Genomic DNA, 25,814 nt, shown 5'->3' on the forward strand with positions numbered 1-25,814 from the left:
GACCGCAAGAGGAATTATGAAAGTCACCATTTATGGCCCTGGTTGTTACAACTGCAAGAAGACGGAAGAGGTGGTCAAACATGTGCTGACCGATCTGCAACAGGATTTCCAAGTCGAAAAAGTGGCGGATTACCAGCAGATCGCGCAAGCCGGTGTACTGACGACGCCTGCCGTCAAAATTAATGGAGTGCTGATGCCCAAGCAGGCCAAGATTCCGACCGAACAGGAAGTGCGCGCCTGGGTACAGCCGCTCTAACGTCATTCAATCAACAATCTTTTCAACCAAGAGGAGCACGTTATGACCGTCGAAAGATTATTGCGTTTGATTGCCGGCACGTTTGTGCTGGCCAGCGTTTTGCTGGGGATTTATCACAGCCCGAACTGGTTTTACTTCACCGGCTTCATCGCCCTGAACCTGATTCAATCGGCGTTTACCAACTGGTGTCCGATGATGACGTTCTTGCGGATGTTGGGCGCGAAGGATAGCGATCAAGCGGCGCGGCCTGCGTAAAGCTGACAGCCCGCAAACAGAGGTAAGGCGATGTGCAGGAATGATAGCGGTAAAAAGAACGGCTGGCCGAGGCGTGCGGCAACTGGAGCGCTGATCGGCGTGCTCACTCTTACGCCCGGCTGGCCCGCATTTGCGCAAACACAACAAGCCAATCGCCCAGCGGACGGTTTGACCTTGCCGCTAGCGGTCGAGATTGCCTTGCAAAGCAATCCGCTGGTGCGCGCCACTTCGGCAGGCCGTGAAATCGCCAGCGCCCAAACCGCAGAAGCGCGCGCTGGGCGTTGGCCGTCAGTACAAATCAGCGAAACGCTGACCGCCGGTAACAATCCGGTCTTTGTCTTCGGCTCGCTGCTCGAACAAGGCCGCTTCCGCCAATCCAACTTTGATCTGAATGCACTGAATAACCCGTCAACACTGGCGAATTCGCGCTTCAGCATCAGCGCCAAGCTGCCGCTGTTCGATCAATGGCAAACGGCCACGCACGTCAAACAGTCGCAACTGCGCGAACAGCAGGCCGACGCGCAAGGCGCGCAAGTGCAACAGCAGATTCGCTTTGAAGTGTTGCGCGCCTATTACAGCATCTTACTCGCGCAAGCGAAAAAAGAAGTCGCCGATGAAGCCGTCAAACTCGCCGAAGCCGATGTCAAACGCAGCCGCGACCGCGTTGAAGTCGGCACTTCCGTTGTTTCCGATCTGCTCGCCGCCGAAGTGCAACTCGCTGATTTCCAACAACAACAGATTCAGGCTGAAGGCGAAATCATCACGGCGCAAGCCACACTCAACACCGCCCTGGGCTTGCCGCTGAGCACGCCGCAAACCATCGCCGGACAGTTGGTCGAGCGCAATTTCGACTTGGCTCCAACCGAAGAGTTGACGCAAACGGCGCTGCAACAGCGGCCCGATTTGCAACGTGCGCTGCTCGCCAAACGCACGAGCGAGGTGCAGCTCAAAGGCGCGCGCAACGAATTCCTGCCGCGCGCGGATGTCTTCACGTCCGTCGGGGCCAGTCGCAACAACTTCGTCAGCGGCAGCGGCGATTACCTCGTCGGGGCGAGCGTGACCTTCAACCTGTTTGACGCCGGACGCAACGCCCGCATCAAGCAGGCGCAAGCCGCCGACCGGCTGGCGACGAGCGAACAAGAGCACTTGGCGAATCAGATTCGGCTGGAGGTTGTGCGCAGCTATCAGCAATACATCGCGGCGCGCGCGCGTTTGCAAGTCGCCGAGCGCGTCATTAGCCACGCTACCGAAGCGTTGCGCATCGTGCAGGATCGTTACAACGAAGGACTGACGACGATTACCGAAGTGCTGCGCGCCGAAACCGCGCTCGTGCGGGCGCAAACAAACGTGCTGGCGACGCGCTACGAAACCTATGTCGGTTACGCCAGCGTGCTGCTGGCGAGCGGGCGGCTGACGGATGTGCATGCGTTTGTTTAGATCGGTTGCTGGAACGGTACCGCGCGCGTCAGCAAGCGGCGGCACCGCAACTACGCCCGCATCGCACAACGGCGAAGTCACCGCTTGCTGACGCGCGCGGTACCGTTCCGCTAGCTGAAGGGTGAACCAATGAGAAATCAAATAATTTTAGCGGGCTTGGTCTTGCTCGCGGGACTAGCGACCGCGTGTGAAAAGAGGCAGCAGGCCGCGACGGAAAAGCCTGTCGTGGTTACCGGCGTCAAACTGGAAACCGCCGCGCTCGCGCCAATCGAAGATTTTTACGAAGCAACCGGCACCGTCAAATCGCGCACGACGACGACGCTTTCGGCGCGCACGCTGGGCACGGTGGTAGCCTTGCGCGTGCGCGAAGGCGACCGCGTCAGCGCCGGGCAAACTTTGGTCGAGATTGACAACCGCGACGCCGCCGCACAATTGCAAAAGGCCCAGGCCGGCCTGCTGGAAGCCCAAGCCGCGCAAACCGAAGCCGAGCAATCCAGCAATGGCGCACAAGCCACCAAGGCCGCTGCCGAGGCGAACCAGCGGCTGGCGCAGGCGACCTTCAACCGCTACCAAACGCTGCTCGAACGCAAATCGGTTAGCCCGCAGGAATTCGATGAGGTCAAAGCACGGCTGCAAATCGCCGAGGCCGAAGTCGAACGCGCTGGCAAGATGTTGCAAATGATCGCCGCCAAAAAAGCCCAGGTGCGCGCGCGCATTGAGCAGGCCAAAGCCGACATCACCAACGCGCAGGTGTATGCCGGTTACGCTCGCATCACTTCGCCGCTCACCGGCATCGTCATCGCCAAGACAGTAGAAGTAGGTTCCACCGCAACGCCGGGCGCACCGCTGCTGACGATCGAGGACAGCACACGCTATCGCCTGGAAGCCGCCATCGCCGAGTCGCAGTTGCGCCGCATCCGGTTGCGTGACGCCGCGCGCGTGCAAATTGACGCGCTGGGCGGTACGGAACTGAGCGCCACCGTCAGCGAGATCATGCCTGCGGCGGATGCAGGGAGCCGCAGCTACACGGTGAAACTCGACCTGCCGCCGCAAAGCCTGCTGCGTTCAGGGATGTACGGCACGGCGCGTTTCGCCAGCGGCCAGCGGCAGGCGTTGTTGATCCCGCAAAAGGCGCTCGTCCAACGCGGCCAACTGACGGGCATGTTCGTGGTGGATAAAGAAAGCGTCGCGCGCCTGCGGCTAGTCAAGCCGGGCAAGACGGTGGGCGAACAGATCGAGATTTTGAGCGGCTTGCAAGCGGGCGAACGTTTCGCGACCGAGGGCGCGGCGAAACTGAATGACGGCAATCGTGTGCAGTAGTTTTCTTCCCACGAAGATACACGAAGGAACACAAAGAAAACGCCGTGCTTCTTCGTGTGACTTCGTGGGAGACCTATTTTGAGGGTTGTGATGAAAACGGGAATTGGGATCGCCGGAAAGCTGGCGCGGGTCTTCATTGATTCAAAGTTGACGCCGCTGATTGTCGTGGCTGCGATGCTGTTGGGCCTGGGTGCCGTGATCATGTTGCCGCGTGAAGAGGAGCCGCAGATCATCGTGCCAATGGTGGATGTCTTCGTGCGGATGCCGGGCGCATCGGCCAAAGAAGTCGAAGAGCGCGTCACCAAGCCGATGGAAAAGCTGCTCTGGGAAGTGCCCGGCGTTGAGTACATCTATTCGACTTCGTCGCCGGGGATGACGATGGCGGTGGTGCGCTTCCTGGTTGGGCAAAACGAAGAGAACGCCATCGTGCGGTTGAATCAAAAGCTGCTGGCGAATTTCGATCTGATCCCGCCGGGGGCGAGCCAGTCGTTGGTCAAGCCGCGTTCGATTGACGATGTGCCGATTCTGGCGTTGACGCTGTCGAGCAATACCTACGACGCTTTCACGCTGCGCCGCATCGCCGCGCAAGTCCATGATCAAATCAAAGAGGTCACCGACGTCTCCGAAGTCACGCTCATCGGCGGCCAGCGCCGCCAGATGCGCGTGACGCTTGATGAAGCGCGGCTGGCCGGGTTCAACGTCGCGCCGGCTCAGATCATTCCGTTGCTCGAACAGGCGAATCGGCAAATGCAGGCTGGCAGCTTCGCCGCCGGCAATCGCGAGTTTCAAGTGGAAACGGGCGGCTTCCTGTATACGGCGGAAGACGTCGGCAATGTAGTCGTCGGCGTGTCCAACAACCGCCCCGTGTATTTGCGCGATGTGGCGAAGGTGGAAGATGGCGCGGAAGAGCCAAGCGATTACGTTATGTTCGGGCAGGGCTCAGCCGTGGACACGCGCCCCGCAGCTCATCCGCAATCCGCAATCCGCAATCCGTCACACCGGCGGTCACCATTTCCGTCGCCAAGCGCAAAGGCAAAAACGCCATTGAGATTGCCGACCAGGTCGTTGAGAAAGTCGAGCACCTGAAAGGCTCGTTGATTCCCGGTGACGTGACCGTCACGACGACGCGCAATTACGGCGAGACGGCCAGCGAGAAATCGAACGAATTGCTGTTGCACATGCTGATTGCGATTCTCTCGGTCGCCGTGCTGATCTGGCTGACGCTAGGCTTGCGCGAAGCGGGCATCGTGGCGATTGCGATTCCGGTGACGTTGGCGCTGACGCTGGCGGTGTTTTACTTCTACGGCTACACGCTCAATCGCATCACCCTGTTTGCGCTGATCTTTTCCATCGGCATTTTGGTGGATGACGCCATCGTTGTCGTCGAGAACATCACGCGCCATTCCCACCTACCTGAAAACCAGGGCCGCCCGTTGGCTGACATCGCGGTCGAGGCGGTTGACGAAGTGGGCAATCCGACGATACTGGCGACGTTTGCGGTGATTGCGGCGATCTTGCCGATGGCCTTTGTCGGCGGGCTGATGGGGCCGTACATGAAACCGATCCCGATCGGCGCAACGGCGGCGATGGTCTTTTCGTTGTTGGTGGCCTTCATCGTCACACCGTGGGCGAGCTTGCGCCTCTTGAAACGCGCGGCTGGGCATCACGAAGAAACCGAAGGCCGGCTGACGCTGCTGTACCGGCGCGTGATGGGCAATCTGATTCGTGTGCCGAAATGGCGCTACGGCTTTTTGCTGATGGTCACGGTGCTGTTGCTGGCGTCGGTGTCGCTGTTCGCCTTCAAGGCGGTGCGCGTGAAGATGCTGCCGTTTGATAACAAGAGCGAATTCCAGGTCATTATTGATACGCCCGAAGGCACGCCGCTCGAACAGACTGCCGCCGTCACGCGCGAGATTGCCGAGACGCTGCGCACCGTGCCCGAAGTCGTCAACTATCAAATGTACGTCGGCACGGCCTCGCCCTATAACTTCAACGGTCTGGTGCGGCATTACTTCATGCGGCGCGGGCCGAACGTGGCGGACATCCAAGTCAATCTGGTCGGCAAGGGCGAACGCAAAGCGCAAAGCCACGACATCGCCAAACGCGTGCGTCCGGCGATTCAGCAGATCGCAGCCAAATACAACGCGCGCGTCAAAGTCGCCGAAGTCCCGCCCGGCCCGCCTGTTTTGCAAACGCTGGTCGCTGAGATTTACGGCCCCGATTACCAGCGCCAGATGGAGATCGCCAAAAACATCCGCGACATCTTCGATCAAACGCCTGGCGTAGTGGATGTGGATTGGTACGTCGAAGACGATCAACCCAAGTATCGTTTCGTCGTGGATAAGGAAAAGGCCGCGCTCAACGGCGTTTCGACCGAACAGATTGCCGCGACCTTGCGCATCGCGGTGGATGGGATGCAAGCCGGGCTGGCGCATCAGCCGAATGAGAAAGAAGACGTCGGCATCTTCCTGCGACTGCCGCGCGCCGAACGTTCGAGCGTGGACGATCTGAAACAACTCAAGGTGATAGGCACGCACGGCAATCTGGTCGCGCTGGGCGAACTGGTCAAAGTCGAAGAAACCACCGCCGACAAGAGCATCTATCACAAGAACCTGATGCCGGTGACGTATGTGACCGGCGATGTCGCGGGCAGTGTCGAAAGCCCTGTTTACGCGATCCTACAGCTGAATGAAGCGATTGCGAAATTAAAGCTGCCGGAAGGTTACGAACTTGAACGTTATGTGGCGCGGCAGCCGTTCATCGCGGACAAGTTTGCGCTGAAGTGGGATGGCGAATGGCACATCACCTACGAAGTCTTCCGCGATTTAGGCTTGGCCTTCGCGGTGGTGCTGGTGTTGATTTACATCCTCGTCGTCGGCTGGTTCCAATCGTTCAAAACGCCGCTGGCGATCATGATGGCAATTCCCTTTTCGTTGGTCGGCATTCTGCCCGCGCACGGAATGCTCAATGCGTTCTTCACGGCGACCTCGATGATCGGGTTTATTGCGGGTGCGGGCATTGTCGTGCGCAATTCGATCATCCTGGTGGACTTTGTCGAGTTGCGGTTGAAACAGGGCATGCCGCTGGCTGAAGCAGTGATTGACGCGGGCGCGGTGCGGTTTCGCCCCATGATGCTCACGGCGGCGGCGGTCGTGGTGGGCGCGTTCGTGATTTTGTTTGATCCGATCTTTCAAGGGCTGGCGATTTCCTTGATGGCGGGAGAAATCGCTTCGTTGTTGTTGTCGCGGATGACGGTGCCGGTGCTGTATTACTTGAGCGAGCGTAAACAGCATCAGGGACTCAAACCCGTTCCCGTCGAGTTAAACGTGAGCAGCATGAAATCGGCGGCGGATTGATGTGCGACGCGCCGCCGATTTGTCAGACCTGCTTCAAGGAGACTTTATGAAACGACTTCAGTATTCAATTACAGCAGTATTCGTCTTATTGATCGCCTTTGCTGTCGTGGTGCCGGCGCAAGATCATAGCCAGCACCAAGGTCAGAACAAAGGACAAATGGGTGGCATGGACATGGGCAACATGCAGGACATGCAAACCATCCACGCCTTGTTTGGCGGTCACCAACAAATCACGCGCACCGTCAAAGAAATCGCCAACGGCGTCGAGACTTACACCGAATCCGCTGATCCCAAGCTGCAAGCATTGATCAAAGAGCATGTCTGGGCGATGCAGCAACGCTTGGCGAAACATCAACCCATCCGCCAGTGGGACCCGCTGTTTGCCGAACTGTTCAAGCAAGCCGACAAGATCAAGCTGGAAGTCAGCGCCACTGCCAAGGGCATGAAAGTGAGCGAGACTTCGGCGGATGCCTACGTGGTTAAGTTGATTCAGGCGCACGCCAAAGGCGTCTCGGAATTCGTCAAAGAAGGCCTGCCGGTGATGCACAAAGAGCATCCGTTGCCAGGCGCGGAAAACGTGAGCACTCCGATTGGCTTTATCGGCAAAGGCGATGGCGTCACCACATGTCCTGTGACGGGCGAGCCAGTGAACAAAGAGGTCAAGTTTGGGTTTTACGGACGCACGGTCTATTTCTGCTGCGAGAATTGCCGCGATGAAGTGAAGAAAAACCCGGAGCGGTATCTCAAGCCTTAAATCCGTTTGCCAATGAGCGACCGGGGCAGTACCGCGCGCAGGACGGTACCGCGCGCGTGAGCAAGCGGTGTTTCCGCTTTAACCCAGTGCGGGTATAGGGCGAGCGCCGCTTGCTGACACGCGCGGTACCGTCCTGCTGTCCCACTCCGTACACGCATTTGCAAATCAGCGTTGCAGCGCAGAGGTATGCAGCTTGCTCAAACCCTGTGCTGAGGACTTTTCCTCATTCTCATTTGGCCCACGAGGAAGAAGGCGCACATGAAAAGCGAAGAGAAACCAGACTGCGGACGGGTGGAAGTGGCCGAGGAAGAATGCAAGGGCTGCGGCTTGTGTGTAGAGGCCTGCCCTCCCCACGTCATGAAATTGGGCGAGCGTCTCAATACGCGCGGGTATCATCCGGCGACGTACCTGGGACACGGCTGCACCGGCTGCGGAATTTGTTTTTTTGCCTGCCCGGAGCCGGGGGCCATCACAGTTTTCGTCCTACAATCCAGGCCCGGCGCAGCGGCGGCTTCGCCGTCAACAGCCGCAGGTCATTAGCCCGTGCCCACTGACCAATGACCAATGACAAAGGATGGGCGACACAATGACCAAAGAGTTAATCAAGGGGAATGAAGCCGTCGTGAAAGCCGCAATCCTGGCCGGTTGCCGTTCGTTTTACGGCTACCCGATTACGCCCGCCAGCGAGATCACCGAAGCGGCGGCGAAATACTTTCCGCAAGTGGGCGGGACGTTTCTGCAAGCCGAAAGCGAGGTCGCGGCCATCAATATGGTTTACGGGGCCGCCGCGATTGGCGAACGCACGATGACCGCTTCATCGGGGCCGGGGCTGAGCTTGATGCAAGAGGGCATCTCTTACCTGGCAGGCGCGGAGTTGCCTTGCGTGATCGTAGATGTGATGCGCGGCGGGCCGGGGCTGGGCAACATTGCGCCCGAACAGAGCGACTACAACCAAATGGTCAAAGGCGGCGGCCACGGCAATTATCACAACCTGGTGCTCGCGCCGAACTCCGCGCAGGAGATGTGCGACTTGACCTTCCTGGCGTTTGAATTGGCCGACCGCTTTCGCAACCCGGCCATCGTGTTGACCGATGGCTTCATCGGCCAGATGATGGAGCCGGTCGAATTCCCCTGCGCGCTGGTCACGCCACCGCCCAAAGCCTGGGCCGTGCGCGCGACGCCGGAAACGCGGCAGAACCTCATCACCTCGATTTACATGTCGCCCGAAGAATTGGAAAAGCACGTGCAGCACCTCGAAGAAAAATACACCGGAGCCAGCCAGGAGGGCGCATTGTTCGAGGCCTACAAAACAGATGATGCGGAAATCGTCACGATTGGTTACGGCATCGTCTCGCGCATTCTCAAGACCGCCGTAGATCAAGCCCGCGCGCGCGGCATCAAAGCCGGCCTCTTCCGTCCCATCTCGCTGTGGCCGTTTCCAACGCAGGCGCTGGCGAATTTGGCGGAAGCGGCTGAATGTTTCTTGACCGTCGAGTTGAGCAATGGACAGCTTGTCGAAGACGTGCGCCTGGCGGTGAATGGGCGGCGACCGGTGCGGCTTTATGCGCGCTACGGCGGCATGGTGCCGACGACGGATGAACTTTTACAGCAGATCGTGCTGGCGCGGGAGGAGAAAGCATGTACGTCAGAGCATACGAAAGACCCAGGAGTTTCTATCAGGAGTTTCAGCGCAAGCCCGGCGATCATCTGACGACGCATTACTGCCCCGGCTGCGGGCACGGGAACCTGCACAAATACATCGCCGAAGCGCTTGATGACCTCGGCCTGCAAGACCGCACCATCCTCGTCAATCCCGTCGGCTGCTCGGTCTTCGCCTATTACTACTTCGATGTCGGCAACATTCAGGCTGCACACGGACGCGCGCCCGCCGTGGCGACAGCCGTCAAACGCGCGCTGCCCGACAGCCTGGTCATCAGCTATCAAGGCGACGGCGACTTGGCTGCTATCGGTGGCAACGAGATTTTGCACGCGGCCAATCGCGGCGAAAACATCACGGTCTTTTTCGTCAACAACGCCATCTACGGCATGACCGGCGGCCAGATGGCGCCAACTTCACTCATCGGCATGAAAACCACGACCTCGCCGTCCGGGCGCACCTTACAGCGCGAAGGCTTCCCCCTGCGCGTAAGCGAATTGCTCGCCAGCCTGGAAGGCCCGACCTACATCGAGCGCGTCGCGTTGTATGACAACAAATCCCGCATAAAAGCGCGCAAGGCCGTGCGCAAGGCCATTCAAAACCAAGTCGAAGGCCGGGGCTTTTCGTTGATTGAAGTGCTTGCGCCCTGCCCCACGGGCTGGGGCGTAACGCCGACCGAGGCGTGCAATTGGATCGAACGGCATCTGCTGAAACAGTTCCCGCTCGGCGTGCTGAAGGATGAGTCGGCCAAGCGGGAAGGCTGGACGCGCCATCGCGAGAACGTCCCGGCGGAGCAAATCCCCGCCATCCTGGGGCTGAGGCGCGCCAGCGATGAAGAAGCCGTTGAGAGCCTCGCGCCGCCTGTGGTTGCAGAACGCTACCGCAACCCGCGCATCAAGATCGCAGGCTTCGGCGGCCAGGGGCTGTTGTTCTTAGGTCGCGTACTGGCCGAAGCAGGCATGCGCCAGGGCTATCACGTTTCGTGGTTGCCCTCTTACGGCCCTGAAATGCGTGGCGGCACAGCGCATTGTCACGTCAATCTTTCAGCCGAACCCATCGGCTCACCGCTCATTTCACAGCCGACGGTGTTGATTGCCATGAACCAGCCTTCGCTGGTCAAGTTCGAGCCTGAAATGGCGCGCGGCGGGCTGCTCATTTACGACTCTTCGCTGATTGAAAACGGGCCGTCACGCGCTGACGTCGAAGTCCTCGCCTTGCCAGCCACGGCGCTGGCCGATGAACTCGGCAGTGCGAAGGCCGCGAATATGGTGGCGCTCGGCGCGTTGCTCGGCAGAACTGGATTGTTGGATACGACCGGGCTGGTCAATGTGGTCGAGGCTGTCACAAAAAATCAGGCGCTGCTGGACTTGAACCTCAAAGCGATTGAGGCCGGTTTGAAGTTCACGCGCGCAGCCAAAGCAGAAAAGCCTTGTTAAGGAGTTGTTCAGGCCGCCCTGTGATGACCTGAAAGGGCGAAAAGCATGTGCCGGCTTCAGGCGCTTGTCCTTCCCCAAACTTTTGCGCGGTTGCCGCCCGCAAACGCGGGCGGCAGCATAAAGCCTGGGGTGGAGGCGCAAGCCGGAGCCCCAGGGAAACGCCAAGTTAAACCCCCAAGCCCACGGAGTGGGCGGCAGACCAGTAAGCAAACCAGCAAGTTATCCCTCACGATCTGCCGCCCGCTTGCGCGGGCTGGGGTGACTTTTCGCCAGTCCTCCCAGGGTTCCGCGCTGCCGCGCTCCACCCTGGGCTTTATGCTGCCGCCCGCCTTCGCGGGCTAAAAGCGGACGCGCACGATTCGTGCAAAAGTTTGGGGAAGGACAAGCTTCAGCCGGAAGGACAAGCTTGCCAAGCTCTTCCGCCTGAAGGCGGGACTACGAACTATTTTGCAATTACACCGGCACACGTTTTTGCAGCTTGAGCACCCATCTCATACACCGGTGACCAAAATCCACCGGTTCGCAATACATCATCGGACAGCCGCCCACCAGGCAATTGATCCCCAGCCGCTCGCACTCGCGTACCGCTTCTGCTGAAACGCTCCCATCGCCGAATGAGCGATGGAGCCACACCTGGCCGATGCCCAGCGCCGCACATTCCTGCACCACCTGGGCGGCGGCGTTGGCTGGCGTCACAATCACGACGGCCTCGAGGGGCTGGGGAACTGCGTGTAAGTCAGGATAACAAGGATCGCCTTCGACCTCCGTCGCTTGCGGATTGACGGCGAAGACTTGATACCCTGCACCGCGCAGTTTGCGGTAAATCGCATTGGCCGGTTGCCGGGCGTCGCGCGAAACGCCCGCCACAGCAATTCGTTTGCAACTCAGAAATTCAGTGACTTGTTTGGGGAGCTTGGACATAAAACTCCTTTTGGGGACTCAAGCGACCTGGCGTTGATACTGCACGTATTGCGGCTGCCACATCCGCACCGCAATCCGCCGTTCGAGTTCTGCCAGCGTAGTTTCCGCCGCCAGTCCCGCGCGTTGCGCCTCGCGTCCAACGGCCAGCGCCACGCGGCGCGAGACTTCGCGCACGTTCTCCAACGGCGGATAGAGCGGCGCGGTCGGGTCGTGCAACGCGGGCGAGAACGTGCTCAACACACGCGCGGCGGCGACGAACATTGCATCGGTCACGCGGCGTGCGCCTGAAGCGATCACGCCCAATCCGACGCCAGGGAAAATAAACGCGTTATTGCACTGGCCGAACCGGAACGACTGGCCTTGATAAACCACCTCTTTGAACGGGCTGCCCGTGGCGATGAGTGCGCGCCCGTTCGTCCATGCCAGCAAGTCGCTCGGCACGGCTTCTGACTTCGAGGTCGGATTGGAAAGCGGGAAGATGATCGGGCGCGCGACGTGTTCCGCCAGCTCGCGCACGACCGCTTCGGTAAAGGCGCCGGGCTGCGCGGAAGTCCCGATGAGGACGCTGGGATGAACGTGCTTGACCACATCCTCAAGCGTGATGTGTTCGGGCGTCACCAGTTTCCATTCGCTGAGTTGTTCGCTCGCCTGCGCGTATTTCTGCTTTTGCGGTTCGCGTTCCAAGTCGGTGCGCCCGGTGTGCACCAAGCCCTGACTATCCAGCAACCAGATTCTTGCGCGCGCCTGCGCCAGTGAGAGTCCTTCGCTCAGCATCGCCGCCACGATTTGGTCGCTGATGCCGATGGCGGATGATCCGGCGCCCAGAATAACGATTCGCTGTTCGCCGAGTTTTGTGTTGAGCATCTTTGTTGCGGCTAACAACCCTGCCAAGGTCACCGCGCCCGTTCCCTGAATGTCATCATTGAAGGTGCACAAGCGGTCGCGATAGCGTTCCAACAAACGCGGCGCGTTGTGTTTGGAAAAATCCTCCCACTGCAAGAGCACGTTCGGGAATTTGCGCAGCACGCCTTGCACAAAGGCTTCGACGAAGTCGTCGTATTGCGGCCCGCGCAAGCGTTCGTGCCGCCAGCCGAGATAGAGCGGGTCGTTGAGCAGTTCCTGATTGTTCGTGCCCACGTCGAGCAGGATGGGCAGCGTCCGGGCCGGATGAATCCCCGCGCACAGCGTGTAAAGCGAGAGTTTGCCCACCGGAATGCCCATCCCGCCGACGCCCAAATCGCCCAGACCGAGAATGCGTTCGCCGTCAGTCACCACGATCACGGCGAGGTCATCTGCCGGCGCGTTCTCCAGGATCAGGTCAATCTCGCCTTGCTGGAGATAAGAGATGTAAAGCCCACGCGGACGGCGGAAAACATGGCTGTACCGTTGGCAGCCCAGCCCGACCGTCGGCGTATAGATGATCGGCATCATCTCGGTGATGTGTTCCTGCAACAAACGGTAGAAGAGCGTTTCGTTGCGATCCTGCAAAGAGACGAGAAAGATGTAACGCTCCAGGTCTGTTTCCTTGCGCCGATAGTTCTCATAAGTGCGGGCCAGTTGCTCTTCGATGGTAGAAGGGTGAAATGGCAGCAAGCCGAGCAACCCGAATGCGCGGCGCTCGACCTCAGAGAAAGCGCTGCCTTTATTGAGCACCGGATTCTCAAGCAGTTCATGCCCGGCGATGAACACGCCGAGTGTTTCCGTGGCGTTTGTTTCAACTGTCCCGTCAGTGGTCAAAGACATCGTCATACCTCTTTTCAAATTGGAAGCAGCAGCCCTGGCCCGCCACTTATTCGGGCCTTTCCGGCTGCGGCGCGGTGGCCGTGAAATCGTGTTGAAAGCGCAATTCGTAACGCGCCAAAAATTCCTGCACGCGCGCAGATTGCGGCGCTTGCACGATCAATCCGGCGTGCCAGGGTTTGGCGACGCGATAAACGATTTCGGGATCATCATAGGCGCTGGTGTCCGGCCATTCCTGCCGCGCCAGTGTGACCAGCAAACCGCTGTAATTCTGTTGTAGCGGCGGCAATTGATAAGGCTGCGCATCCGTAGCCGTTGCGCAACGCGCCCATTCACGCCACAGGTTAAAACCGGTGGCGGCCTCGTGTGTTTCGGTGGTATAAGCGCCGCCGACGCGCGCGGCCACTTCCAAAAAATAGAATTGACCATCCGCCGTGCTCTGGATGAACTCGGCGTGCGAAGCGCCGTTGCGCAAGCCGAATTGCAAGAGCAGCGTTTCATTCAAACGCAACAACGCCGCGCGTTCCGCAGCGTCATAGGGCACGGTGAACGAAGTCGCCACACCGCCGTGTTGCACGATTTCCAACGGCGGGCGTCCGTAACGATTCACGCCCGCGAAAACAACTTTCCCGGCGACCGTCAGCGCATCAACGTGATAGACCGCGCCCGCAATGCTGCTTTCCAGCAGGTAATACGCCGAACGTTCGCGCAGTTCCGCCCGCGCGTCGAGCGCCGCTTTGACATGCCAGACTTCCTCCGCACTGTGCAGCCGCGTGATGCCGATGGCCGAAGCATCGGCGCGTGGCTTGACAACCCAGGGCGGCGGCACGCGCTCCATAAATTCGCCGACCTCCCGGTCATTGAGCAGATGGACAAACGCCGGTTGCGTCAGACCGCTTTCCCTGCCGCGCACACGCATCGCCAGTTTGTCGCGGAAGTTCAGTGCCGTCGTGGCGTCCATGCCCGGCAAGCACAGAAATTCACGGATGCGTGCTGCCGTGATGACATCCGCTTCTTCCAACGCGACAAGGCGTTGAATTTGGTGGGTACGGGCGAAATCGCTGGCGGCGTGCAAATACGCTTCCATCTCGGCGTGGTCGGGCAGGGTCAGCAATTCGTCAAGGCTGTCAAAAGGCCAAGCCGCAGCATGCAACTTCTCGCGCGTCAGCAACACCACGCGCCAACCTTGCCGCCGGCATTCGCGCAGGAAATCCGCGCCTTTGAAATAGCTGGCGACGCAAACGATCGTGGGTTGTTGCTGGAGAATTGTCACGGAGCGCCAACCAGTCGAACCTTTTAGGAAGCTTTGCCACAGAGGCACGGAGACACAGAGAAAAGACTTGCGAGACCAGAGAACTATCTCTTTTGCTCTGTGTCTCTGTGCCTCTGTGGCAAAGCTTCAGTTTGCTGGGCAGGTCTTACTTCTTCAGCTTACACCTGTGATGTGGCCCGCTTCATCCACATCCATCCGTGCAGCTTGCGGCACGCGCGGCAAGCCCGGCATCAACATCATCGAACCGGCCACCACCACCACGAAACCCGCGCCCGCCGCCAGATTGGCGTCGCTCACCGTTAACGGCCAGCCGGTGGGCGCGCCCAACAATTTAGGATTGTCTGTGATCGAGGATTGTGTTTTCGCCATACACACCGGCAGTTGACCGTAACCCAGGTCAGTAAACTTCTTGAGCTTCTTGCGCGCTTCGGCTTCGAAGTAAACCGTCCCCGCGCCGTAGATTTCTTTGGCGACACGCTCGACTTTCTCTTCGAGACTGAGTGTAGCCTTGTAGAGCGAACAAACTTCCTCGGGATGACTGTGCTCAGCAATGGCAATGACCTTTTCGGCCAATTCCATTGTGCCCGCGCCGCCTTCAGCAAAGACATTCACGATGGCGCTTTCGACCTGCTGCGCGCGGCAGAACGCTTGCACGACGGCCAATTGCTCAGGCGTATCGGTGGTGAAGCGGTTGATGGCGATGACCACTGGCACATTATATTTACGCAGGTTTTCAAGGTGTTTCGCCAGATTGGGCAAACCGCGTTCGATGGCTTCACAACTGAAATCATCTTTGACGCCGGGCGCGGAACCGTGCGCCGCCAATGCCCTGACCGTCGCGATCAAGACGGCCACCGAAGGTTTCAAACCCGAATTCGGCATGGCGATGTCGAAGTACTTCTCCGCGCCCAGGTCAGCGCCAAAGCCGGATTCGTTGACGACGTACTCAGCCAGCTTCATGCCCATCCGTTGCGAGATGGCGCTGCTGGTGCCGTGCGCGATGTTGGCAAACGGGCCTGTGTGCACCAGCGCGGGCACGTGTTCGGTCGTTTGCGCCAGGTTCGGCAGAATCGCGTCGTTGAGCAAGACAAGCAGCGCGCCCGTGACTTTCAAATCGCCCGCGCGAATCGGCTGACCATCCAGACTCAAACCGACGACGATGTTGTCTAAACGCTGCCGCAAATCAGCGCGCGACTTCGCCAGACCCATAATCGCCATGATTTCTGACGCCGCCGTGATGACGAAGCCCGTCTCGCGCGGCACGCCGTTCAGCTTGCCGCCCAGGCCGACGATGATATGGCGCAACGCGCGGTCATTCATATCCATCGCGCGCGGCCAGAAGATGTTGTCCACATCAAAACGCAATTCATTGCCGAAATGCAGATGCGTATCAATCGCGGCGGCCAGTAAATTGTGCGCCGAGGTGATCGCGTGAAAGTCGCCGGTGAAATGCAGATTGATGCGTTCGGCAGGCAAAACCTGCGATTGGCCGCCGCCGGTCGCGCCGCCTTTCAAACCGAAGACCGGGCCAAGCGAAGGTTCGCGCAGCGTCGCAATCGCTTGTTTGCCGTGGCGGGCGAGGGCTTGCGAAAGGCCGATGGAAACGACGGTCTTGCCTTCGCCATGACTGGTCGGCGTCATCGCCGTGACCATCACCAGCTTGCCACGGCTGGGCCGCGTTTCATCAGTCAACAAAGCGAGTTTGAGCTTGGCGGTGTGTTCGCCGTAATAAACGAGATGCTCATCGGATAATTGCAGTTTTTCCACGATCTCGCGGATGGGTAACATTGGTGCAGCCATAAAAGGACTCCTATGAAAATGTACAGCAGGCTGCCAGCCTGCTGCGTTTCCCGCGCTTCGTACAAAGTGAAGGTCAGTGGCCAGCCAATTGTGTTTCCTTCGCTTCGCACAACTTGACGGCCTCAGCAGGCTGGCAGCCTGCTGTACAACGCCGCCGATTGAAACGCACTCTCGTTGTCTTCCAAACACGTCAGACAAACGCGGTTGAACGCTTCGTAATATGACAACTCAATGTCGGGCGCGAGATAGCCATCTCTGACCGGCTCAGCGCGCAACAAATCAGTGCTCAGATACTTTTTGTTGCTGTCGGCAAACACCGTGGCGACGACGGCATCCGCGCCCAGCCGCTCCTGCGCCAGCAACGCGGCGATGAAATTCGCGCCGGAGGAAATGCCTACGCCCAGGCCCAGTTGCGCGGCCAGCTTTTGCGCCATCAGAATCGCATCGCCATCCGGCACGGCCAGCACGTCATCAAGCTGATCGAGTTCGACAATGGCCGGAATGAATTCGTCAGAGATGCCTTGAATGCGATGGTGGCCGACTTTGTGACCGGTCGTCAGCGTCGGCGATTCCGCCGGTTCGACCGGATGCAACTTGAGCGTGGGACATTGGCTGCGCAAATAACGGCCCGCGCCCATGATCGTGCCGCCCGTGCCCACGCCCGCGACAAAGGCAGCGGGCGTGAGACCGTGCTGGCGCAATTGCTGCCAGATTTCAGGGCCGGTCATTTGCCGGTGCGCTTCGACATTGGCTTCGTTGGAAAACTGGCAGGGCAGGAAAACGTTGTCGCGTTGTTCGGCCAACTCTTCGGTCTTGTTGATGCTGCCGAGGAAGCCGCCTTGTTCGCGGCTGACCGGCACGATTTGCGCGCCAAAGGCGCGGATGAGTTTGACGCGCTCTTCGCTCATCCAATCGGGCATGAAAATTACGACCTGATGACCGAGCGCGCGCCCGATGGCGGCAAACGAAATGCCCGTGTTCCCGCTGGTCGCTTCGGCAATCGTATCGCCGGGGTGAATGCGCGCTTCCAGATAAGCGCGGCGCAAAATGTGAAAGGCCATGCGGTCTTTGATGCTGCCGGTCAGATTCAGATTTTCGGCTTTGGCATAAAGCACGCGCGGCTGCCCGCGCAAGCGAAAGTGCACGGCCAGCAGCGGCGTGTTGCCAATCAATGGTTTCAAGTTGCGAAAGCGGGTTGCAATTGCCGCTGGTATTAGTGAAGCATTGGTGAGCGTAGTTGGCGTCATAAAAGTCTGGCGTAAGTTTGCGCAAGCACAGTTGTGAATTTGCGCAATCCCTGGAAATCTTCCCCACAGAAAACTACTTCCGGTGAGGAACCATTCGGAGAATTCCACAATGCAAAAGCTGCACCGGGCCGCTACAACTCGCATGACAGAAAGAGCAATGCTATGACAACTATCAAAAAACCGGGCAAAAAGACCACGCCGTTTGGCGCGCTCGAAACACTGGACGCGCATGCGCATTTCTTTTCGCAACGCTTTCTCGAAACGTTAATCAGCCAATCCCCTGCTTTGCGCAGCGAACCTGACCCGCTGGCGCGCGCCGCCGCGTTGACCGGTTGGGCGCTGCCGCCCGCTGATCCCGCCGCATTGGCGACGATCTGGAAAGACGAACTCGACCGGCACGAAATCGCCGCCGCGCTGTTGATGGCAAGTGTGCCCGGCGATGAGGAATCCATCGCCGCCGCCGTGGCCGCTTATCCCGACCGCATCTTTGGCGGCTTCTTTCTCAATCCAACCCAACCCGATGTTGAAGCGCGCGTGCGCCGGGCGCTGGATGAATTGAAGCTGCGCGTCGTGTGCCTGTTCCCGGCGATGTTCCATTTCTCGATGGCTGAGAACGAAGGCGCGCGGGCGGCGGTCGCGTTGGTCAGCGAACGTCCGGGCACGGCGGTGTTTGTGCATTGCGGCGCGCTGTCTGTCGGCGCACGCAAGAAACTGGGACTGCCCAGCCGTTTTGATCTGCGGTACTCGAATCCGCTGGATGTGTACAAACTGGCGGCGGAATTCCCGGCGGCCAAATTCATCATTCCGCATTTCGGCGGCGGGATGTTGCGCGAGGCGCTGCTGCTGGCCGATCTGTGCCCGAACGTGTATCTGGACACCTCAAGCAGCAACAAGTGGATGCCATACGAAGGGCTGGATTTGGTGACAGTCTTCAGACGCGCGCTGGCTGTGGTGGGGCACGAACGTTTGCTGTTCGGTTCAGACTCATCGTTCTTCCCGCGCGGCTGGGTGAGCGCGGTGTTTTACGGGCAGGTCAATGCCCTGTTGGAACTGGGCGTGAGCGAAGAACAGGCGCAGGCGATTTTCGGCGGTAATTTGCGGCGCTTGTTACAAGCGTAGGAAAGATAAGCCGCGAAGCGATTCAGCAAATGCGCGGCAATTGTTCGCCGCTGAACATGTCTACGATGCGCGTGGCGCCGATGCGGCTTTTGAGCGTGACCAACGGTTGCGCCGATTCACTAACTTGCCCGATCAATCGCGCACCAGCCGGCAACACATCTAACGCCTGTTCAGCCTGTTCAAACGGCACAAAGGCGATGAAGCGGCCCTCGTTCGCCAGATAGAGCGGATCAAGCCCTAGAATCTCACACGCGCCGCGCACGTCTTCGCGCACAGTCAAAGCGCGCTCTTCGAGATTGATTTGACGCTGTGCCGTTTCGGCGATTTCGACCAGCGCGCTCGCCAATCCGCCGCGCGTCAGATCGCGCAGGCAGTGCACTTCGATGCCCGCGTTCAACAACGCCTGCACCTCGCCATGAAGCGGCGCGCAATCGCTGGCGATCTCGCTTTCAAATTCCAAGCCTTCGCGTTGCGCCATGATCGCAATGCCGTGGCGGCCCAGATCGCCGTTGAGCAGGATGGCATCGCCCGCTTGCACGCGGCGCGGTTCGATTTGCAGGGCGTGTTCAACGACGCCCACACCCGCCGTGTTGATGAAGATGCCGTCGCCTTTGCCTTTGTCTACGACCTTGGTGTCGCCAGTCACCAGTTGCACGCCCGCCGCGTTCGCCGCTTGCCGCATGGATTGCACGACGCGCCAGAGCGTCTCCATCGGCAAGCCTTCTTCCAGGATGAAGCCACAACTCAGATACAACGGACGCGCGCCGCACATCGCCAGATCGTTGACCGTGCCGTTTATCGCCAGCGTGCCGATGTCTCCGCCAGGAAAAAACAAAGGGCGCACGACATACGAATCAGTCGTGAACGCCAGCCGCGCGCCACCGATGTCGAGCGTCGCGCCATCGTGCCGCGCGCCGAGCAAAGGATTGGCGAATGCCGGCACAATGACATTCTCAAGCAGTTGATGCATGAGCTTGCCGCCGCCGCCGTGTGCCAACAACACTTGTGGGTATTGCTGAATCGGCAGTGGGCAGGTGAGCGCGAAATCTTCTGCAAAACTCATTTGAATCCCTCGCTGACTATGTGCGGTGTTGTTCCAGCGCCACGCCGAGGCCCGTCGTGATGGCGGGAATCATCAGATAGGTCAAGCCGATGTCCATCATGTATTGCGCCAACGGCATCTTCATCGGCCCTTGCATGAACATCAGCAAATCAATGCCGAGATTGATGACGAACCAGACAATGCCAATCGTTAGCCCTTCGGCGATAAACCGCAGCTTGATCTGTTTGAAATAGAGCACTGCCAACCAGGTGGTCGAACTGGCGACCGTGACGGCCATAATCGTTTCAAAAAACGCGCGATTCGACTCGCGCAATTTGAAGATCAGGATGGCGACCACGAACGGGATCAACCAACTCAAAAAGCCTAAAAGTAAAAGCCTCGTCTTTTTCTGCATCGCGATTCTCCTTTCACTCACTGGCTATCTTGCTTGTGCGCCCACGGCGGCCTGCAACCGGCGATAGCGGTAATAGGCCGCGCACGCGCCTTCGTTGGAAACCATCGGCGCGCCCAACGGCCTTTCGGGCGTGCAGCGCGCACCGAAGGCTGGACATTCGTGGGGTTTCTGAATGCCTTGCAGCACCAGCCCGCTGATGCATTCGGAATCCTCTGCCGCCGTGTAATCAGCGACGCCAAAGCGCACGCCCGCGTCAAAGGCCGCGTAACGCTCCGTCAAGCCCAACCCGCTTTGCGGAATCTCGCCGATGCCGCGCCACTTGCGCGGGACGATGCGGAAGACTTCCTGAATGATTTGTTGCGCGGGCACATTGCCGTCGCGCCGCACCGAACGCGCGTATTGGTTCTCGACCGCGGCACGGCCTTCTTCCAATTGCCGCACGCACATCAGCACGCCTTGCAAAATGTCCAGCGGCTCAAAGCCCGTCACGACAATCGGCACGTTGTAGTGCACCGCTAGCGGTTCGTATTCGCTGTAACCCATCACCGTGCACACGTGTCCGGCGGCGAGGAAGCCTTGCACGCGGCACGCCGGCGATGACAGCAACGCCTCCATCGCAGGCGGCACCAGCACGTGCGAGACGAGCACCGAAAAGTTTTCGATGCCTTGCTGCGCGGCTTGATACACGGCCATCGCATTGGCGGGCGCGGTCGTTTCAAAGCCCACGGCAAAAAAGACGACTTGCTTGTCAGGGTTGGCTTGGGCGAGTTTCAAACAATCAAGTGGCGAATAAACGATGCGCACGTCGCCGCCGCTGGCTTTGACCATAAACAAATCGCGCGCGGTGCCCGGCACGCGCAGCATGTCGCCGAACGAACAGAAGATGACTTCGGGGCGCGCGGCAATCGCCAGTGCTTGATCAATCAGTTCGACCGGCGTGACGCACACCGGGCAGCCGGGGCCGTGGACGAGCGTGATTTCGCGCGGCAGCAATTCGTCAAGACCGTATTTGACGATGGCGTGCGTTTGGCCGCCGCAGATTTCCATCAGCGTCCACGGGCGCGTCGTGAGGCGCGCGATGGCTTGCGCGTATTCCTGCGCCAATTCCGGGTCGCGGTATTCGTCAATGAATTTCATCGGCGGCCTCCATCTCCAACTCTTCCAATTCGCCGATGGATTTCAGATAGCGGAAGACCTGTTGCGCCTCCGCTTCGTCTACTTTGCTGATGGCGAAGCCGACGTGCACGATGACGTAATCGCCGACGGCGGCTTCGGGCACGTAACTCAGATTGACCTGTTTGACGATGCCGCCGAAATTGACTTTGCCGCTGCGCAGCACGTCTTCACCGACAATGCTGACAATTTGACCGGGCACGGATAGACACATTGCGTTTACTCCTTGGGCCACAGCGCCAGCGCCGCCAATTGCCCCAGCGCGATGCCGCCGTCGTTGGGCGGAATGCGTTGATGCCAGTACGGACGGAAGCCCGCGCTTTGCAGTTGTTGCACGGCGCGTTCGAGCAGGTATTTGTTTTGAAAGCAACCGCCACTCAACGCCACGCGCGCTTCGCCGATGCGTTCGGCCAACGCGACGATGGCGTCGGCGAGCGTGTTGTGAAACTTCGCCGCGAGGTGGTTGGTCATTTGCCCCGCGCACACATCATCCAGCAAAGCGCGCATCAACGGCTCCCAATCAAAGAGGAGTGCGGAGTGCGGAGTGCGGAGTGCGGATTCGGTTAAGCGGAATGGATAGGTTTCGTCTGTTGCGGTTTCTGTCGCGGCAAACTCCAACTCCAGCGCGGCTTGGCCTTCAAAGCACACTTCCTGCCGCAGGCCGAGTAACGCCGCAACGGCGTCGAATAAGCGACCCGCGCTGGAAGTGCGCGGGCAATTTAGTTGGCGTTGCAACATCGCGCGCAGCACATCCAGTTCCTGTTTTGTACAAGCGCGCACGGGCGAGAGTTCGCGTTTGGCGAACAGTTCGTCGCCAAAGATTTCGTAGAGCAAACCCAGCGCGATGCGACGTGGTCGGCGGATGGCGCTGTCGCCGCCAGGCAACGCAAAGGTGCGGAAATGCGCGGCGCGCTCAAAGCCCGCCTTTGTCACGCGCAAAAACTCGCCGCCCCAGATCGTGCCGTCCAAGCCGTAACCTGTGCCGTCCCACGCGACGCCCAGCACCGGCAGTTCGATTTCGTTCTCGGCGACGCAGGCCAGCACGTGCGCCAAATGATGTTGCACCGGCTGCGTTGGCAACTGTAGCGCACGCGCGTATTGCGTCGAGAGGTAATCGGGATGCGCATCACAGGCGACGGCTTGCGGCGGCGTTTCGTAAAGCCGTTCAAAGCTGCTGATGACGTGCTGAAAGGCCGCGTAGGCTTGCGCCGTTTCCAGATCGCCGATGTGCTGGCTGACAAAAGCTGCGTTGCCGACGGCGAGCGCCACGGTATTTTTCAGATGCGCGCCGGTTGCCAACGCAGCGTGCGTTGGCTGTGGCAAATGAGTCTGCGGCAAATGAATCGGCAGCGGCGCATAACCGCGCGCGCGCCGCAACACGGCTTCGCGTCCGGCCAGCACGCGCGCGATGGAATCGTCTACGTGACGCGCAATCGGGCGGTTGTGCACGAGGAACAAATCGGCGATGCCGTGCAGGCGTTCCAACGCTTCGTGCTCATCAGTGCAGATCGGCTCATCCGACAAATTGCCGCTGGTGGCGACGACCGGGAATTGCAATTCGGCCAGCAACAAATGATGCAGCGGCGTGTACGGGAGCAGCACGCCCAGATACGGATTGCCGGGCGCAAGCAATGACGAGATTGCGGATTGCGGATTGCGGATTGCGGATTGGCGTTGGAGCAACACGATGGGCGCTTCGGGTGAACGCAGCAGGCGCGCTTCGATTGGCGTGACTGCGCATTCGGCTTCGACGGCGGCGAGCGCGGGGAACATCACGGCGAATGGTTTTTCTTCGCGATGCTTGCGTTGGCGCAAGGCGCGCACGGCTGCGTCATCGCGCGCATCCACCATCAGATGAAATCCGCCCAGCCCTTTGACCGCGACGATTTGCCCGGCGCGTATAGCCTCGGCAGCGGCGAACAGTGCGGCGTGACGTTCAGCCAATACGTTGCCGGTTTCATCCCACAGCACCAACTGCGGGCCGCAATCTGGGCAGGCGTTGGGCTGCGCGTGAAAGCGGCGGTCACGCGGATCGTGGTATTCCGCCGCGCATGCGTCGCACATCGCAAAGCCGCGCATCGTCGTGTTGGCGCGGTCATACGGCAAGGCTTCGATGATCGAAAAGCGCGGGCCGCAGTTGGTGCAGTTGGTGAACGGATAACGATAACGCCGGTTGGCGGGATCACGGATGTCGCGCAGGCAATCTTCACACGTGCCGGCATCGGGCAAGACGAGCGCGGTCTTTTGCCCGCCGGTTTCGCTCGGGCGAATTTCAAATCCGACATAACCGCGCGGATCGAGCAATGACGGCTCCAGGCTTTGGATAAAGGCGCGCGGCGGCAGTTCTGTTTCGAGCCGCAACAAGAAAGCATCCAGCGTAGGGCGCGCGCCTTCGACTTCGATCTGCACACCTTGGGGTGAATTGTTGACCCAGCCGCACAAGCCCAATTCTGTCGCCAGGCGGAAAACGAAAGGCCGAAAGCCTACGCCTTGCACCGCGCCGCGAATCTGCACGCGCAAGCGAGCCGCTGAACCGGTTTGTTTCCGTTGCGCTTGCATCATCATTCTGTTGCCAGCGAGATCACACGAAAGACAGGGATTTGCGCCGCGACTTTCTCGAACTCCGCCAGCGGCGCATCTTTGTCAACAGGCAGATGGCCGCGCGCACCGGGCGCGCGTTGCAAGTAAGCCTGCAAAATCGGGGCGCGTTGCGCGACGGGAATTTCTTCGAGCTGAACATTCTCAGTGCGACCGTGACACAACGTCGCCTTGCCGCCCGCCGCTTTTACGTTTTGCACCCAAGCTACCCGCGCTCCAAGCATGGACACGAGGTAGCGCTCGCCTTCGCTGCAAACCATGACGAGCGGCAGGCTGTGCTTGCGACCGGATTTCCTGCCCAACACTTCCAGCGTGACCAGATAATTCGGCGCAATCCCCAGCGCGTGAATTGCGGCCCAGCCACGGTTGATTACAGACGCCATCCAATTGGGGCGACCGCCGCGATAGAGCCACTGCTTGAGCTTCATATAGTTTTTAAGAAAAAGAATTTCTTCCTGTAAAAAATTCGTGGCTGCGGTGCGTGTGGCAGCAGGTGTTTAGAGTTCCGCCTTTAGGCGGTCCGCACGCCGCTGGCGCGAAATACGGCGCGACGCGCCCCTGACCGCTTAAAGGCGGAACTCTAAACACCTGCTGCCGTGGTCGCTGACGTCCGTGATCGCCGGGCACCGAAATATTTACAGAAAGAAGAATTTCCAAAAAGCCCCAAAGGGACGGCCAGCCAACAGCCCAGGGTGAAGCCCTGCGGGGGCGTGCAAATGGTTCGGCCAGCCCTGAAGGGGCGCCACAAGCTGCCGCCCCTTCAGGGCTTCGCACGACGACTCAATCTGCGTCCTAGGGCTGCACACCAGGCTGTTGGCTGACGCTCCGTTGGAGCTTGCTATGGAAATTCTTTTTCTTGCAGTCTATAGCTTGAATCAATGCACTGCCGCAGCATTTGCGGCAGGAGTTTGCCGGAATTCCGCGTTGCGCTGCTTCAGCCAATCCACCCACGCCTCGATTCCTTCACCCGTGCGGCAGGAAAGCGGAAAGATGTTTGTCTCGGGGCTGACTTCCAGCACGTTGCGTTCGAGTTCCGCGAGACTCACGCCCGCGTAAGGCAGCAGGTCAATTTTGTTGAGCAGCACGGCGTCGGCTTGATGAAACATCAGCGGGTACTTCTTCGGTTTTTCGGCGCCTTCGACCGTGCTGTAAACCATCACACGCAGGTCTTCGCCGAGGTTGAATTCGGCGGGGCACACCATGTTGCCGACGTTTTCGATGAGCAGCAGGTCGAGGCCGTCGAGTGGAAAGTTGTGCAGCGCGCGCTGCACCATCTGCGCGTCGAGGTGGCAGACAGTGCCGGTCGTGATTTGATAGGCAGGCACACCCAACGCCGCAATGCGGTCGGCATCCAGCGTCGTCATCAAATCGCCTTCGATCACGCCGAGTTTGAATTCAGCTTTGATCAACTGGATGGTCTGTTCCAGCACGGAGGTTTTGCCAGCGCCGGGCGCGGACATGAAGTTGATGACGAAAACGCCGTGCGCGCGGAAGTGCGCTTGGTTGTGTTCCGCGAACGTTTCGTTCTGCTCCAGGATGTTGGTTTCGAGCATGACCTGATGCATCTGGTGTCCCTCGCAAAGTCCGGCAAGCTGCCAGCTTGCCGCGTGTTCGAGCGACGAACCGAATTGGTTCAACGCCAAGCCTCCGGCAAGCTGGCAGCTTGCCGGACTTCAATCCAGTTCGACGTATTCTACCTGCATCTCACGTCCGGCGAGGATGTTGAGCACCTCGCCGCAATGCGGGCAGAGAAAGTTGTAATCGCGCGGCGCGCATTCGATCTCGCCGCAATTGGCGCAAGCCGCGCGCAGCTTGATCGTTTCGACTTCCAACGCCGCTTGTTCCGCCAGCGTGCCGCGTTTCATCGCTTCAAAACAAAACTCCAACGCTTCGCGCACGACGCCGCGAAATTCGCCGAGCCGCAGCTTGATGCAGCGAATGGGCGCGGCGCCGTTTTGTTGAGCGGTGCGAATGGCGATGTCGAGAATGCCCTGGACAATGGCGGCTTCGTGCAT

Annotated in this window: 22 protein-coding genes and 1 pseudogene; 10 read left to right on the forward strand and 13 right to left on the reverse strand. The window is 59.5% G+C overall.

All coding sequences use genetic code 11. The annotated features are described in order from the left end of the window. Nucleotides 1-13: 13 nt before the first annotated feature. From HY011_29940 to HY011_29980, 9 genes and pseudogenes are all read left to right on the forward strand, one after another. On the forward strand, nt 14-256 hold the full coding sequence (locus HY011_29940; GenBank protein MBI3427172.1) for a thioredoxin family protein: 243 nt from the start codon (nt 14-16) through the stop codon (nt 254-256). Between the two features lie 42 nt (nt 257-298). Next, entirely contained in the window at nt 299-511 is a 213-nt protein-coding gene (locus tag HY011_29945) for a DUF2892 domain-containing protein (GenBank protein ID MBI3427173.1), read from the forward strand. A gap of 30 nt (nt 512-541) precedes the next feature. After that, on the forward strand, nt 542-1,948 hold the full coding sequence (locus tag HY011_29950) for a TolC family protein (protein ID MBI3427174.1): 1,407 nt from the start codon (nt 542-544) through the stop codon (nt 1,946-1,948). A gap of 129 nt (nt 1,949-2,077) precedes the next feature. After that, complete coding sequence (locus HY011_29955; protein MBI3427175.1) at nt 2,078-3,268, forward strand: efflux RND transporter periplasmic adaptor subunit; 1,191 nt, start codon at nt 2,078-2,080, stop codon at nt 3,266-3,268. Between the two features lie 90 nt (nt 3,269-3,358). Next, nucleotides 3,359-6,624 (forward strand): annotated as a pseudogene (locus HY011_29960) (efflux RND transporter permease subunit). A 46-nt stretch (nt 6,625-6,670) separates the two neighbouring features. Beyond that, nucleotides 6,671-7,378, forward strand: coding sequence for a hypothetical protein (locus HY011_29965; GenBank protein ID MBI3427176.1), 708 nt, complete (start codon nt 6,671-6,673; stop codon nt 7,376-7,378). Between the two features lie 258 nt (nt 7,379-7,636). Next, complete coding sequence (locus HY011_29970; protein MBI3427177.1) at nt 7,637-7,918, forward strand: 4Fe-4S dicluster domain-containing protein; 282 nt, start codon at nt 7,637-7,639, stop codon at nt 7,916-7,918. A 46-nt stretch (nt 7,919-7,964) separates the two neighbouring features. Continuing rightward, nucleotides 7,965-9,089 carry a 3-methyl-2-oxobutanoate dehydrogenase subunit VorB gene (locus tag HY011_29975; protein MBI3427178.1) on the forward strand — a complete coding sequence of 375 codons (1,125 nt, stop codon included), beginning with the start codon at nt 7,965-7,967 and terminating at the stop codon, nt 9,087-9,089. Next, entirely contained in the window at nt 9,017-10,471 is a 1,455-nt protein-coding gene (locus HY011_29980) for a 2-oxoacid:acceptor oxidoreductase family protein (GenBank protein MBI3427179.1), read from the forward strand. Before HY011_29975 ends, HY011_29980 begins: the two co-directional genes overlap by 73 nt. A 453-nt stretch (nt 10,472-10,924) precedes the next feature. Here the strand turns inward: HY011_29980 and HY011_29985 are convergent, their stop codons facing one another. The 5 genes from HY011_29985 to HY011_30005 form a co-directional block, all read right to left on the reverse strand. Next, nucleotides 10,925-11,392 (reverse strand): CoA-binding protein, encoded by a 468-nt coding sequence (locus HY011_29985; protein MBI3427180.1) that lies wholly within the window; start codon nt 11,390-11,392, stop codon nt 10,925-10,927. Nucleotides 11,393-11,410: 18 nt separating this feature from the next. Next, on the reverse strand, nt 11,411-13,135 hold the full coding sequence (locus HY011_29990) for an NAD-dependent malic enzyme (GenBank protein MBI3427181.1): 1,725 nt from the start codon (nt 13,133-13,135) through the stop codon (nt 11,411-11,413). A 46-nt stretch (nt 13,136-13,181) separates the two neighbouring features. Continuing rightward, entirely contained in the window at nt 13,182-14,399 is a 1,218-nt protein-coding gene (locus HY011_29995; GenBank protein ID MBI3427182.1) for an ATP-grasp domain-containing protein, read from the reverse strand. A 159-nt stretch (nt 14,400-14,558) separates the two neighbouring features. Then, on the reverse strand, nt 14,559-16,205 hold the full coding sequence (locus HY011_30000) for a formate--tetrahydrofolate ligase (GenBank protein MBI3427183.1): 1,647 nt from the start codon (nt 16,203-16,205) through the stop codon (nt 14,559-14,561). A 122-nt stretch (nt 16,206-16,327) separates the two neighbouring features. Continuing rightward, nucleotides 16,328-17,452 (reverse strand): cysteine synthase family protein, encoded by a 1,125-nt coding sequence (locus HY011_30005; GenBank protein ID MBI3427184.1) that lies wholly within the window; start codon nt 17,450-17,452, stop codon nt 16,328-16,330. Between the two features lie 162 nt (nt 17,453-17,614). Between HY011_30005 and HY011_30010 the strand changes: the two genes are divergently transcribed. Further along, on the forward strand, nt 17,615-18,571 hold the full coding sequence (locus HY011_30010; protein ID MBI3427185.1) for an amidohydrolase: 957 nt from the start codon (nt 17,615-17,617) through the stop codon (nt 18,569-18,571). Nucleotides 18,572-18,593: 22 nt separating this feature from the next. Here HY011_30010 and hypE read toward each other — a convergent pair whose 3' ends face one another. From hypE to HY011_30050, 8 genes are all read right to left on the reverse strand, one after another. Then, on the reverse strand, nt 18,594-19,634 hold the full coding sequence (hypE, locus tag HY011_30015) for a hydrogenase expression/formation protein HypE (protein ID MBI3427186.1): 1,041 nt from the start codon (nt 19,632-19,634) through the stop codon (nt 18,594-18,596). A 16-nt stretch (nt 19,635-19,650) separates the two neighbouring features. Then, on the reverse strand, nt 19,651-20,028 hold the full coding sequence (locus tag HY011_30020) for a hypothetical protein (protein ID MBI3427187.1): 378 nt from the start codon (nt 20,026-20,028) through the stop codon (nt 19,651-19,653). 24 nt (nt 20,029-20,052) lie between these two features. After that, on the reverse strand, nt 20,053-21,165 hold the full coding sequence (gene hypD, locus HY011_30025; GenBank protein ID MBI3427188.1) for a hydrogenase formation protein HypD: 1,113 nt from the start codon (nt 21,163-21,165) through the stop codon (nt 20,053-20,055). Continuing rightward, on the reverse strand, nt 21,152-21,415 hold the full coding sequence (locus HY011_30030; GenBank protein ID MBI3427189.1) for a HypC/HybG/HupF family hydrogenase formation chaperone: 264 nt from the start codon (nt 21,413-21,415) through the stop codon (nt 21,152-21,154). Before HY011_30030 ends, hypD begins: the two co-directional genes overlap by 14 nt. 5 nt (nt 21,416-21,420) lie before the next feature. Further along, nucleotides 21,421-23,760 carry a carbamoyltransferase HypF gene (gene hypF, locus HY011_30035; protein ID MBI3427190.1) on the reverse strand — a complete coding sequence of 780 codons (2,340 nt, stop codon included), beginning with the start codon at nt 23,758-23,760 and terminating at the stop codon, nt 21,421-21,423. Between the two features lie 2 nt (nt 23,761-23,762). Then, the gene (locus HY011_30040; protein MBI3427191.1) at nt 23,763-24,227 is read right to left on the reverse strand and encodes a nitroreductase family deazaflavin-dependent oxidoreductase; all 465 of its coding nucleotides are present in this window, start codon (nt 24,225-24,227) and stop codon (nt 23,763-23,765) included. A gap of 447 nt (nt 24,228-24,674) precedes the next feature. Next, the gene (gene hypB / locus HY011_30045) at nt 24,675-25,364 is read right to left on the reverse strand and encodes a hydrogenase nickel incorporation protein HypB (GenBank protein MBI3427192.1); all 690 of its coding nucleotides are present in this window, start codon (nt 25,362-25,364) and stop codon (nt 24,675-24,677) included. Between the two features lie 108 nt (nt 25,365-25,472). Beyond that, a complete protein-coding gene (locus HY011_30050; protein ID MBI3427193.1) occupies nt 25,473-25,814 on the reverse strand; it encodes a hydrogenase maturation nickel metallochaperone HypA in 342 nt (113 codons plus the stop codon).

The organism is Acidobacteriota bacterium, assembly GCA_016196035.1.
GTDB lineage: Bacteria > Acidobacteriota > Blastocatellia > RBC074 > RBC074 > JACPYM01.